Origin of the sequence: Dorea amylophila (assembly GCF_025567265.1) — a bacterium.
Taxonomy (GTDB): Bacteria; Bacillota; Clostridia; order Lachnospirales; family Lachnospiraceae; genus Dorea_A; species Dorea_A amylophila.
Map to the genome: position 1 here is coordinate 1 of NZ_JAOQJW010000031.1, position 13,084 is coordinate 13,084.

Consider the following 13,084-nt stretch of genomic DNA (forward strand, 5'->3'; position numbering starts at 1 on the left):
TTTAACGGTGCTTCTGACTCTCTAATTGTTTCTAACGGCATTCCACATTCACAATAATCCTTATCTATTGTTTCCTTCAAGTCGTGACTGGCTGCGAATGTTAATAAATGAAATGCCCGGAAGTGTAACCCGGTGGAGGCCACTACGGTTACGCAATTGCCATTTCATTCGTAAGGCATTTGATACACACGGAATAAAACTTGGAAAGGCGTTCCAGTGAATGTGAAAGAGGCGTTGGTAATTCTTAAGGGGTAAAATTCTGCGTTAGGTTTTCAAAATTTGACTGTCTGAGGCGTATGCCGAGTTTCAAATTTTGAAAGCCTGCTTTTAGCAGAATTTTGCCCCTTTAGAATTGACCCGCCGATGGAACCTGAGCAGGAACGCCTTTCCAAGTTTTATTCCGGTTCGGGTATCCACAGCCTTCCTGAATTAAATCCCAAGATACACTTGTTTCATATATTCAATCCGGGAACTCATATTTTGCATCAGGAGATCTACAAGTGTAACGGCAGCCATGGATTCTACCACAACAACTGCACGAGGAACGATAACTGGATCGTGGCGTCCGGAAATCTCAATTTCAATATTTTCACCATTAGTGTTCACTGTTTTCTGCGGCTGGGAAATAGATGGAGTAGGCTTTATGGCTGCACGTAAAAGGATCGGGCTTCCGTCACTGAGACCTCCGAGAATTCCGCCGCTGTGATTGGTCAGTTTGGATATCTGCCCGTTTTCAGCGAAGAATGAGTCGTTATTCTTACTTCCTTTAGAAGAGACGACAGAAAATCCATCGCCGATTTCGACACCTTTTACAGCACCGATGGACATGACTGCTTTTGCAAGAGCGGCATCCAGTTTGTTAAATACCGGTTCACCGATACCGGATGGCATGCCGTGAATCATGCATTCGATCAGTCCACCGGAAGAATCCTGTTCTCTGATACAGGATTCGAGATATGCACTTGCCTGTTCAGCATATTTCTGATTTGGCATATAAAGCCGGTTCTCGTTAATTGCAGAGTAATCATATGCATCAGAAGGAATAGAAAAAGGTCCGATAGCTTTGGTGTAAGTGGTAAGATGAATTCCGAGTGCTTCAAGAATCCGGCAGGCAATTGCACCGCCGGCAACCCGTCCGATGGTTTCACGCCCGGAAGTACGTCCGCCACCGCGATAGTCACGCACTCCGTATTTCTGGTCGAAGGTATAATCAGCATGTCCGGGGCGGTAACAGTCTTTGATCTTGCTGTAATCATGAGAACGCTGGTCAGTGTTGCGTACGATAAGAGAAATCGGTGTTCCGGTTGTATATCCTTCAAAGACACCCGAAAGAATCTCTACGCTATCGGATTCCTTTCTTGCTGTGGTGAATTTGCTTTGTCCGGGTTTCCTGCGGTCAAGGAATGTCTGTATATAATCACTGGTAAGGGGAATGCCTGCCGGGCATCCATCGACAACAACACCGAGTGCCGGACCATGGGATTCCCCCCATGTTGTAATAGTAAATAAAGTTCCAAAAGTTGATCCTGCCATATCATAGTCTCCTTAATTATGTATTAGTCATCGTGAATATAATAATCTATAAAGTATTATATATAAAAAGAAATGAAGCCGCAATCATAAAATGTGTATAAAATATCCTGCAAAAAAATAAGAATTAGACTGTACTTTTTGATATATGCATATTATAATTAGAAAGCATGAATCTTATAGAAGTAGAATATTCATATAGAGGAGTTAAGATTAATGAGCAGAAAAGATATGCAGTCAGATGAGATTGAAGAAATAATGAAAGAAATGCTGAACGATGATGAGTATGCAGATGAGGGATTTGAGGATATTGACAGAGAAGATAACCGGCATGAATCGAAGAAAGCAATGAAAAAAGAGAAAAAAGCAGAAAGAAAATCAAGAAGAAAAAAGCGGAAAATGAGCAATAAAGTAGCGATTGCCCTTTCGCTGATTGTGGCAGTTATAGCAATCGGATATGTGGCAACAGCGGTATTTTACAGCACACATTTTTTCGCAAATACAGAAATTAACGGAGTGGACTGCTCAAATAAAAGTATAAAGCAGGTGGAAGCTTATCTGGAGAAGCAGGTTTCTGATTATAATCTTACTTTGAAGGAAACAGAAGGAAAAACGGAAGAAATCAGCGGGCAGGATATTTCTTTGAAATATGTGGAAGGAAAGCAGGTTGAGAAACTTGTGAATAGCCAGAACCCGTTTCTGTGGCCGGAAGCTTTTTGGAAATCCAGAAAGATGGAAGCAAAAATAGGTGTTGAATACGATGAAAGTGCATTGAAAGCACTGATTGCAAATCTGGATTGTATGAAGGAAGAAAATCAGACGGAACCGGTTAATGCACATCCGGAATTTCAGAATGATAAATTTGTAGTCATACCGGAAACTGACGGGACAAAGATTGATACAGATACATTCAGGGAAAAAGTAATCACTGCTGTAGATGGATTGAATGCGGAGCTGGATCTTTCGAAAGAAGGCTGCTATTTAAAACCGTCATATACTGCTGAATCAAAAAAAGTGACAGAGGCCTGTGATGCAATGAATAAATATCTCGGAGCCATGGTTACTTATGATTTTAAACCAAACACGGAAGTGGTGGACTCGTCAATGATATCTCAGTGGGTAAAAGTAGATGATGATATGAATGTTACGTTTGATAATAACGCTGTCAAAGAATACATTCAGTCACTTGCGGCAAAATACGATACAAAAGGAAAAGAAAGAACATTTACATCCGCAAGTGGTAACACTGTCACTGTTTCTGGTGGAAACTACGGCTGGAAGATTGACCAGAATGCAGAATATAATGCGTTAATCGCGAATATTCAGAATGCAGAAACAGTAACAAGAGAACCGAATTATTCAAGCCGCGCTGCAAGTCATGAGGGCAATGATGTGGGAAATACTTATGCAGAAGTAAATCTGACAACACAACATATGTATTATGTAAAAGACGGCCAGATTGCACTGGAAACAGATGTAGTAACAGGTAATCCCAATAAAGGAAACGATACTCCGACAGGAGTATATTCACTGGCATACAAAGCCAAGGATCAGACTCTTAGGGGAACGAAAAAAGCCGATGGAACATATGAATATGAAACGCCGGTAAAATACTGGATGCCATTTAATGGAGGCGTGGGATTCCACGATGCATCATGGCAGCCGACTTTTGGTGGAAGCAGATATCTGACAAATGGTTCGCACGGATGTGTAAATATGCCACCGGAGATGGCAGGAAAGCTGTTTGATCTGATTTCGGCAGGCACACCGGTAGTGGTACATAATTAGGGAAAAGGAAATAGAACATGTATGAATTAATAAAAAAAGATGGTCTTGCAAAAAGGGGAAGACTACATACAGTACACGGGGTCATTGAGACACCTGTATTTATGAATGTGGGTACTGCAGCGGCGATCAAAGGTGCTGTTGCAACCTCAGATCTTCAGGAGATAAAGACTCAGGTGGAATTGTCTAATACATATCATTTACATGTGCGTCCCGGAGATGAAGTAGTAAAGAAACTGGGTGGACTTCACAAGTTTATGAACTGGGACAAACCGATTCTTACCGACTCGGGTGGATTTCAGGTGTTTTCACTTGCCGGGCTTCGCAGAATTAAAGAAGAAGGCGTATATTTTAATTCGCATATTGATGGAAGAAAAATCTTCATGGGACCGGAAGAGAGTATGCAGATACAGTCAAACCTTGCATCTACGATCGCTATGGCATTTGATGAATGTCCATCCAGCGTTGCAGACAGGGATTATATGGAAAAGTCCGTAGCGCGTACGACAAGATGGCTGGTGCGCTGCAAGAAAGAAATGGAACGTTTGAATGCACTTCCGGATACGATCAATAAGCATCAGATGCTTTTTGGTATTAATCAGGGCGGTGTGTATGAAGATATCCGTATCAAACATGCAGATGAAATCTCAAAACTGGATCTGGATGGTTATGCAGTCGGAGGGCTGGCGGTTGGTGAATCGCATGAAGAGATGTATCGCATTCTGGATGCGGTTGTTCCACATCTTCCGGATAATAAACCAACTTATCTGATGGGAGTCGGAACTCCGGCAAACATTCTGGAAGCAGTCGACAGGGGAGTGGATTTCTTTGATTGTGTATATCCAAGCAGAAACGGAAGACACGGACACGTGTACACAAACCATGGGAAACTGAATCTGTTTAACGCCAGATTTGAGCTGGATGCCAGACCGATTGAAGAGGGATGTCAGTGTCCGGCATGCCGTAATTATTCGAGAGCATATATCAGACATCTGCTAAAAGCAAAAGAGATGCTTGGTATGCGTCTGTGTGTCCTTCATAACCTTTATTTCTATAATACAATGATGGAAGAAATCAGAGATGCAATTGATCATGACTGTTACAAAGAGTATAAAACCCAAAAAATCGCTGCTGTAACAGGAAAGAATGAATAAAATAATGAAAAAAGCATAAAAAACCTTGCTGAATGTGAGGTTTTTGTGTATGATAGCAATAGTGTTTAAAGATAAGTAGGAGGAAAAGAGATGTTTTCATTAGCAGCACAGAGTTCCAGTGGTACAAGCTGGGTTATTTTAATTGTTGTATATGCAGTTATTTTCGGAGGATTCTACATGATTTTTATGAGACCTCAGAAAAAAGAGCAGAAAAGAGTTCAGGCTATGATCAACGAGATGGAAGTTGGCGATACAGTACTGACAACGAGTGGATTTTACGGTGTGCTTATTGACATCAGTGATGAAGATGTGATCGTAGAATTCGGAAGCAATAAGAACTGCCGTATTCCAATGCAGAAAGCAGCAATCGCACAGGTTGAAAAGGCTTCTGCAGAATAAAAGATGAACGTAGAGAATCTGTTGTGTGCAGGTTCTCTTTTTTCTTTTTGTACACGGAAATGTCAGAAAACAAAATAGTACATATATGTGAAATTGTGTTGGAATAAATACAAAATAACAGTGTATTGTTCATATAAATATACACAAATTGCATAAAATTGCATACAAGCGTGATATTGAAAACGATTATCAGAATAAGGCTTGATATTTTCTTCACGAAATGTTATACTGACGGCGCATAAGAAAATGAAAGATAGGAAAGGGGAACAAAGAAATGGCACATTTTGAGCAGTGGGCTGGTTTTAAAGGAAAAGAATGGGTAAATTCTGTAGATGTTCGCAGCTTTATCCAGGAGAACTACACACCTTATGAAGGAGACGAATCTTTCCTGGAAGGACCAACAGAAGCAACAGATATTCTGTGGAGTAAACTTCAGGAACTTCAGAAAGAGGAGCGTGCAAAAGGCGGCGTTCTTGATATGGAGACAGAAGTAGTATCCGGACTTACAGCATATGGACCTGGATACATTAGCGAAGAGACAAAAGATCTTGAGAAGGTCGTTGGTCTTCAGACAGACAAACCTCTGAAGAGAGCTTTTATGCCATATGGTGGAATTAAGATGGCTGAGCAGGCTTGTACAACTTATGGTTATCAGCCGAGCGAAAAGCTTCACGAGATTTTTACAAAATATCATAAAACACACAACCAGGGAGTATTCGATATCTATACACCTGAAATGAAGAAAGCAAGACACAATAAGATCATCACAGGTCTTCCGGATACATATGGAAGAGGACGTATCGTTGGTGATTACCGTCGAGTAGCTCTTTATGGTATCGACTTCCTGATCGAAAGAAAACAGTATGACTTTGAGCGTTATGCAAGACACGGAATGAAAGGAACAGATTTCCGTCTCCGCGAAGAGCTTGCTGATCAGATCAAAGCTCTGAAAGAAATGAAAGAAATGGCAGCTGCTTACGGTTATGACATTTCACAGCCGGCGAAAGATGCTCATGAAGCAGTACAGTGGCTGTACTTCGGATATCTTGCAGCAATCAAGACTCAGAACGGAGCTGCAATGAGTGTTGGACGTATCTCTACATTCCTTGATATCTATATTGAAAGAGACTTAAAAGCCGGAAAGATTACAGAAAAAGAAGCTCAGGAATTAATTGACCACATGGTTATGAAATTCCGTATGGTTAAGTTCGCAAGAATTCCATCTTACAACGAACTGTTCTCAGGAGACCCGACATGGGCAACACTGGAAGTTGGTGGACTTGGACAGGACGGACGTTCTATGGTAACAAAGAATGATTACCGTTTCCTTCACACACTGAAGAACATGGGACCTTCTCCAGAACCAAACCTTACTGTACTTTACTCTTCAAGACTGCCTGAAAACTTCAAGAAGTTTGCAGCCCTGATCTCAGTAGAGACAAGCTCAATCCAGTATGAAAATGATGATGTTATGCGTCCGGTATGGGGCGATGACTACTCAATCTGCTGCTGCGTATCTGCTACAGAGACAGGTAAAGAGATGCAGTTCTTCGGAGCTCGTGCGAACCTTGCTAAGTGTCTGTTATACGCCATCAACGGTGGTATTGATGAAAAGAATAAAATTCAGGTTGCACCTGCTTACAGACCAATCACATCTGAATATCTTGACTTCGATGAAGTAATGGAAAAATATGATGCCATGATGGAATGGCTGAGCAAACTGTATGTAGATACACTGAATATGATTCACTACATGCATGACAAGTATTACTATGAAGCAGCTCAGATGGCATTGATTGATACAGACGTTAAACGTTCATTTGCAACAGGTATCGCTGGATTCTCTCATGTGGTAGATTCACTTTGCGCTATCAAATACGCAAAAGTAAAAGCTATCCGTGACGAAGATGGAATCACAACAGATTTCGAGATCGAAGGAGATTTCCCAAGATACGGTAACGACGATGATCGTGCAGACGACATGGCTGTATGGCTTCTGAAGACATTCATGCACAAACTGAATAAGTGCCATACATACAGAAATTCTGTACCTACAACATCAATCCTTACAATTACTTCCAATGTAGTATACGGTAAGGCTACAGGATCTCTTCCGGACGGAAGAAAAGCAGGAGAGCCACTTTCACCAGGTGCTAACCCATCTTACGGTGCAGAAAAGAACGGACTTCTTGCATCCCTTAACTCTGTTGCTAAGCTTCCATACGAGCTGGCACTGGATGGTATTTCTAATACTCAGACAATCAGCCCAAGTGCACTTGGACATACAGATGATGAGCGTAAAGAAAATCTTGCACGTGTAATGGACGGATACTTCGATCAGGGAGCACATCACCTGAATGTTAACGTATTTGGTACAGATAAACTTATTGATGCTATGGAGCATCCGGAAAAACCAGAATACGCTAACTTCACAATCCGTGTATCTGGATACGCAGTTAAGTTCATCGACCTGACTCGCGAACAGCAGTTAGACGTTATCGCAAGAACTTGCCACGATCATATGTAAAAACTATGAGCCATGCATCAGATGAGACAGATGTTATAATCAAGCTTGCTTGAATTATGATATCTGGATCAGATGATATACGGCGACAGCCGTCAGCGAGATGAAGCAAAGCGGAATCGAGCTGCGCATGGCGGAGTACATGGCGAATTACATGTAATAAATAAGAAAAGGAGCAAAGCTATGACCAAAGGATATATTCATTCTCTGGAAAGTTTCGGCTCCGTTGACGGTCCAGGTGTCCGCTATCTGATCTTTACGACCGGCTGTGCTATGCGCTGCCAGTTCTGTCATAACCCGGACACATGGAACATGAATTCAGGGACTCTCTACACAGCAGATGAACTGATTGATAAAGCCTGGAAATACCGCACTTACTGGGGAAGTAAGGGCGGTATTACCGTCAGTGGGGGCGAACCGCTTCTGCAGATCGATTTTCTGCTGGAGTTGTTCCAGAAAGCAAAAGAAAGAGGAATCAACACAACACTGGATACCTGTGGAAATCCATTCACAAGAGAAGAGCCATTCTTCAGTAAATTCCAGGAACTTATGAAGGTGACAGATCTTGTAATGCTGGATATCAAGCATATTGATGATGAGCAGCATAAGATCCTTACCGGTCAGACGAATAAGAATATTCTTGATATGGCAGAATATCTTTCAGAGACCGGAAAACCAGTCTGGATCCGTCATGTACTGGTCCCGGAAAGAAGTGATAAAGACGAATATCTGCACAGACTTCATGATTTTATTGAGACGTTAGATAATGTGGAGAAAGTAGAAGTCCTTCCGTATCATACACTTGGTGTATATAAATGGAAAGAACTGGGGATTCCGTATCAGTTGGAGGGCATTGATCCACCATCGCAAGAACGGGTGGAAAATGCGAACCGGATTCTTGAAACAGCAAAATATCATGCATAAAAAATGTGGAACACATGGAAATAATGTGTTCCGCATTTTTTTATAGCAATCAATCATCAAAGTGTACAAGAAATATTATAAAAAGCGTTTTTTAAGTAGGTAAAATGTAGCAATTTGTCAATTTAGCCAATTAAAGTCTTGAAACATGTATAAAAATACGATAATATTATTTTTATAGATTTTTACCGAAGGAAGGAAGAAGAACGATGAATCTTAAAATTGGTGTGATTAAGGGAGACGGAATTGGTCCGGAGATCGTAACGGAGGCAATGAAAGTTCTGGATAAAGTTGCAGGAGTATATGGACACACTTGTGATTATACACAGTTACTCATGGGGGGAGCATCCATTGATGTTCACGGAGTGCCTCTTACAGATGAGACAATCGCAGAGGCAAAAGCATGTGATGCAGTTCTGATGGGTTCCATCGGAGGAGATGCAAAGACATCTCCGTGGTATAAGTTAGAGCCATCCAAAAGACCGGAAGCAGGACTTTTAAAGATCAGAAAAGCCCTGAATCTTTTTGCAAACTTAAGACCTGCAGTACTTTATGAGGAATTAAAAGGTGCATGTCCGTTGAAAGAAGAGATTACAGAAGGTGGGTTCGACATGATGATCATGAGAGAACTGACTGGTGGCCTTTACTTTGGAGAGAGAAAGACAGAAGAGATTGACGGAGTGATGACAGCAAAAGATTCTCTTACATATAATGAAGAGGAGATCCGAAGAATCGCAAAACGGGGATTTGATATTGCAATGAAGCGACGCAAAAAAGTAACTAGCGTAGATAAGGCAAATGTTCTGGATTCTTCAAGATTATGGAGAAAAGTGGTAGAAGAAGTTGCAAAAGATTATCCGGAGGTGGCAGTGGAAAATATGCTGGTAGACAACTGTGCAATGCAGCTTGTAAAAGATCCAAAACAGTTTGATGTCATTCTTACAGAGAATATGTTTGGAGATATTCTTTCCGATGAAGCAAGTATGGTGACCGGATCTATCGGAATGCTTGCAAGTGCCAGCTTAAATGAGACAAAATTCGGTTTATATGAGCCGAGCGGCGGATCGGCACCGGATATAGCAGGAAAAGGAATTGCCAATCCAATCGCAACTATCCTTTCTGCAGCAATGATGCTGCGTTTCAGCTTTGATCTTGATAAAGAAGCAGATGCAATCGAAGCAGCTGTTGCAAAGGTGTTAAAAGACGGATACCGTACGATTGATATTATGTCAGAAGGAAAGACACAGATTGGAACAGAAGAGATGGGCGATCTGATTTCAGAAAATATTCGTTAATTATAGAATTATATATAGATAAGAAGTATTTGACAGAAAGAAAACAGGAGGATAAAAATGAGAAGTGATACAGTAACAAAAGGAAAACAGCAGGCACCTCACCGTTCATTGTTCAATGCACTTGGACTTACAGAAGAAGAGATGAACAGACCACTGGTAGGCATCGTATGTTCTTATAATGAAATCGTGCCGGGGCATATGAACCTGGATAAAATTGCGAATGCAGTAAAACAGGGAGTTGCCATGGCAGGTGGTACACCGATCATGTTTCCTGCAATTGCAGTTTGTGACGGAATAGCAATGGGACACATCGGAATGAAGTATTCTCTGGTAACCAGAGACCTGATCGCAGATTCTACAGAAGCAATGGCGATGGCACATCAGTTTGATGCGTTAGTTATGATCCCGAACTGTGATAAGAATGTACCGGGACTTCTGATGGCTGCAGCAAGAATTAATGTACCGACTGTATTTGTCAGTGGCGGACCGATGCTTGCAGGACATGTAAAAGGACAGAAGAGAAGTCTTTCCAGTATGTTTGAGGCAGTAGGAGCGAATGCGGCCGGAACAATGTCAGATGCAGACCTGTGTGAATTCGAGAATAAAGTATGTCCTACATGCGGATCATGTTCGGGTATGTACACAGCAAACAGCATGAACTGTCTGACAGAGGTACTTGGTATGGGACTTCGCGGAAACGGAACAATCCCGGCAGTATATTCAGAAAGAATCCGTCTTGCAAAACATGCAGGTATGAAAGTCATGGAACTTCTTGAGAAGAATATCCGTCCAAGAGATATTATGACAAAAGAAGCAATTCTGAATGCACTTACTGTTGATATGGCACTTGGATGCTCTACAAACAGTATGCTTCATCTTCCGGCAATCGCACATGAAGTGGGAATGGACTTTGAGATTGATTTCGCAAATGGAATCAGTGAAAAGACACCAAATCTCTGTCACCTTGCACCGGCAGGTCCTACTTATATGGAAGACCTGAATGAAGCAGGTGGTGTCTATGCAGTTATGGCAGAACTGAATAAGAAGGGACTCCTTCATACAGAATGTATGACAGTTACAGGAAAGACAGTAGGAGAGAATATTGAAGGAGTAGTGAACAAAGATCCAGAGGTTATCCGTCCGATTGACAATCCATATACACCAACAGGCGGGCTTGCAGTGTTAAAAGGTAATCTTGCACCAGATGGAAGTGTTGTAAAGCGTTCGGCAGTCGTAGATGAGATGCTGGTACACGAAGGACCTGCAAGAGTATTTGACTGTGAGGAAGATGCAATTGCAGCAATCAAAGGTGGTAAGATTGTAGCCGGTGATGTTGTTGTTATCCGTTACGAGGGACCAAAGGGAGGTCCGGGAATGCGCGAGATGTTAAATCCTACATCTGCAATCGCAGGTATGGGGCTTGGATCGAGTGTGGCGTTGATCACAGACGGACGTTTCAGTGGAGCATCAAGAGGAGCATCTATCGGGCATGTATCTCCGGAAGCTGCTGTCGGCGGACCAATCGCACTGGTAGAGGAGGGAGACCTGATCCAGATTGATATCCCGAATCTTTCTATTCATCTGGATGTATCGGATGAAGAACTGGCTAAGAGAAAGGAAAACTGGACTCCAAGAGAGCCAAAGGTTACAACCGGATATCTTGCAAGATATGCGGCAATGGTTACTTCCGGAAACAGAGGCGCAATCCTTGAAGTTCCAAAAGCAAAATAAAAATTATGACAGGGGAATGAATGGTATGCAGTTAACAGGATCACAAATTGTAATCGAATGTTTGAAAGAGCAGGGAGTGGATACCGTATTCGGTTATCCTGGCGGAGCGATTTTGAACGTATACGATGAATTATATAAGCATAAAGATGAGATTAAACATATTCTTACATCACACGAACAGGGTGCTGCTCATGCGGCGGACGGATATGCAAGAGCAACAGGAAAAGTCGGTGTATGTCTTGCAACCAGCGGACCAGGTGCAACGAACCTTGTAACTGGGATTGCAACCGCATACATGGATTCCATTCCGGTGGTTGCAATTACCTGCAATGTAGGAGTAGCACTTCTGGGAAAAGACAGTTTCCAGGAGATCGATATAGCAGGTGTTACGATGCCGATCACAAAGCATAATTATATTGTAAAGGATGTCAATAACCTGGCGGATACAATCCGCAAGGCATTTGTGATCGCTAAAGAGGGAAGGCCAGGCCCGGTTCTGATCGATATTCCAAAGGATGTAACAGCTAATAAAGCAGAATTTATATCACGGGAACCAGAGATTGTAAAACCGTCCGAAGATATCTGCGAAGAAGATCTGGAAAGTGCAGTTCGCATGATCAGGGAGTCGGAAAGGCCATATATATTTGTTGGCGGCGGGGCAATATTATCAGGAGCCAGCAAGGAATTATATGAATTTGTAAAGAAGGTAGACGCACCGGTTGCCGATTCCCTGATGGGAAAAGGTGCATTCCCGGGAACGGATCCGCTGTATACCGGAATGCTTGGAATGCATGGCACCAAAACATCCAATTACGGAGTCAGTGAATGTGATCTTCTGATTGTAACAGGAGCAAGATTCAGTGACCGTGTGACAGGAAATGCTAAGAAATTTGCCAAGGATGCAAAAATCCTGCAGTTTGACGTAGATGCAGCGGAGATGAATAAAAATATCCTGATTACAGAAGGGGTAGTCGGTGATCTGAAAGTCGTTCTTCAGAAGATGAATGAACGCCTGGAACAGCAGAATCATAAGGAATGGATAGAGAAGATCATTTCTTATAAAGAGAAGTATCCAATGACATATCATCCGGATGTACTCAGTGGTCCGTTCATAGTGGAAGAAATTTATCGTCAGACAAATGGCGAAGCAATCATTTCTACGGAAGTCGGACAGCATCAGATGTGGGCGGCGCAATATTATAAATATACAGAACCAAGAACACTTCTTACATCAGGAGGGCTTGGAACGATGGGATATGGTCTTGGTGCTTCACTTGGAGCGAAGGTCGGAAGACCGGAAAAGACGGTAGTCAATATTGCAGGAGACGGATGTTTCCGTATGAATATGAATGAGATTGCTACTGCAACACGCCATAATATCCCGGTAATTCAGGTAGTGATCAATAACCATGTACTTGGTATGGTGCGTCAGTGGCAGAATCTGTTTTACGAACAGCGCTACTCGGCTACTGTACTCAATGATGCTGTAGATTTTGTAAAACTTGCAGAAGCTATGGGAGCAGAAGGAGTACGTGCATCGACCAGGGAAGAATTCAAAGAAGCATTTGCAAAGGCATTAAAGAGCGGTCACCCGGTAGTGATTGATTGTCAGATTGACAGTGATGACAAAGTATGGCCGATGGTTGCCCCTGGTGCTCCAATCAGTGAAGCTTTTGATGAGAAAGACCTGAAAACAAAAAATGCAGAATAAAAGAAGCAAAAAGTAAAGAAAAGTGGAGGAACAA

General features: G+C 42.2%; 9 protein-coding genes. 8 read left to right on the forward strand and 1 reads right to left on the reverse strand.

The genetic code is table 11. The features are described from left to right. Positions 1 to 429 precede the first annotated feature (429 nt). Positions 430 to 1,533, reverse strand: a complete 1,104-nt coding sequence (aroC, locus tag OCV72_RS15585) for a chorismate synthase (RefSeq protein ID WP_055284761.1) — start codon at positions 1,531 to 1,533, stop codon at positions 430 to 432. Positions 1,534 to 1,746: 213 nt separating this feature from the next. On the opposite strand from aroC, the gene OCV72_RS15590 reads away from it, so the two are divergent. From OCV72_RS15590 to ilvB, 8 genes are all read left to right on the forward strand, one after another. Further along, a complete protein-coding gene (locus OCV72_RS15590; protein ID WP_055284763.1) occupies positions 1,747 to 3,318 on the forward strand; it encodes a L,D-transpeptidase family protein in 1,572 nt (523 codons plus the stop codon). A 17-nt stretch (positions 3,319 to 3,335) separates the two neighbouring features. Beyond that, the gene (gene tgt / locus OCV72_RS15595; protein ID WP_055284765.1) at positions 3,336 to 4,469 is read left to right on the forward strand and encodes a tRNA guanosine(34) transglycosylase Tgt; all 1,134 of its coding nucleotides are present in this window, start codon (positions 3,336 to 3,338) and stop codon (positions 4,467 to 4,469) included. Positions 4,470 to 4,559: 90 nt separating this feature from the next. After that, positions 4,560 to 4,868, forward strand: coding sequence for a preprotein translocase subunit YajC (yajC, locus tag OCV72_RS15600; RefSeq protein WP_022416065.1), 309 nt, complete (start codon positions 4,560 to 4,562; stop codon positions 4,866 to 4,868). Positions 4,869 to 5,142: 274 nt separating this feature from the next. Then, a complete protein-coding gene (pflB, locus tag OCV72_RS15605; RefSeq protein ID WP_055284767.1) occupies positions 5,143 to 7,395 on the forward strand; it encodes a formate C-acetyltransferase in 2,253 nt (750 codons plus the stop codon). Between the two features lie 180 nt (positions 7,396 to 7,575). Beyond that, positions 7,576 to 8,316 (forward strand): pyruvate formate-lyase-activating protein, encoded by a 741-nt coding sequence (gene pflA, locus OCV72_RS15610; protein ID WP_055284769.1) that lies wholly within the window; start codon positions 7,576 to 7,578, stop codon positions 8,314 to 8,316. Positions 8,317 to 8,522: 206 nt separating this feature from the next. After that, positions 8,523 to 9,608, forward strand: coding sequence for a 3-isopropylmalate dehydrogenase (leuB, locus tag OCV72_RS15615; protein WP_028086289.1), 1,086 nt, complete (start codon positions 8,523 to 8,525; stop codon positions 9,606 to 9,608). Positions 9,609 to 9,665: 57 nt separating this feature from the next. Beyond that, on the forward strand, positions 9,666 to 11,339 hold the full coding sequence (ilvD, locus tag OCV72_RS15620) for a dihydroxy-acid dehydratase (RefSeq protein ID WP_028086290.1): 1,674 nt from the start codon (positions 9,666 to 9,668) through the stop codon (positions 11,337 to 11,339). A gap of 25 nt (positions 11,340 to 11,364) precedes the next feature. Then, a complete protein-coding gene (gene ilvB, locus OCV72_RS15625; protein ID WP_055284770.1) occupies positions 11,365 to 13,050 on the forward strand; it encodes a biosynthetic-type acetolactate synthase large subunit in 1,686 nt (561 codons plus the stop codon). Positions 13,051 to 13,084 lie beyond the last annotated feature (34 nt).

Coding starts and splice junctions, on each gene's coding strand:
- aroC (WP_055284761.1), bottom strand. CDS start 1,533: ATGGCAGGATCAACTTTTGGAACTTTATTTACTATTACAACATGGGGG.
- OCV72_RS15590 (WP_055284763.1), top strand. CDS start 1,747: ATGAGCAGAAAAGATATGCAGTCAGATGAGATTGAAGAAATAATGAAA.
- tgt (WP_055284765.1), top strand. CDS start 3,336: ATGTATGAATTAATAAAAAAAGATGGTCTTGCAAAAAGGGGAAGACTA.
- yajC (WP_022416065.1), top strand. CDS start 4,560: ATGTTTTCATTAGCAGCACAGAGTTCCAGTGGTACAAGCTGGGTTATT.
- pflB (WP_055284767.1), top strand. CDS start 5,143: ATGGCACATTTTGAGCAGTGGGCTGGTTTTAAAGGAAAAGAATGGGTA.
- pflA (WP_055284769.1), top strand. CDS start 7,576: ATGACCAAAGGATATATTCATTCTCTGGAAAGTTTCGGCTCCGTTGAC.
- leuB (WP_028086289.1), top strand. CDS start 8,523: ATGAATCTTAAAATTGGTGTGATTAAGGGAGACGGAATTGGTCCGGAG.
- ilvD (WP_028086290.1), top strand. CDS start 9,666: ATGAGAAGTGATACAGTAACAAAAGGAAAACAGCAGGCACCTCACCGT.
- ilvB (WP_055284770.1), top strand. CDS start 11,365: ATGCAGTTAACAGGATCACAAATTGTAATCGAATGTTTGAAAGAGCAG.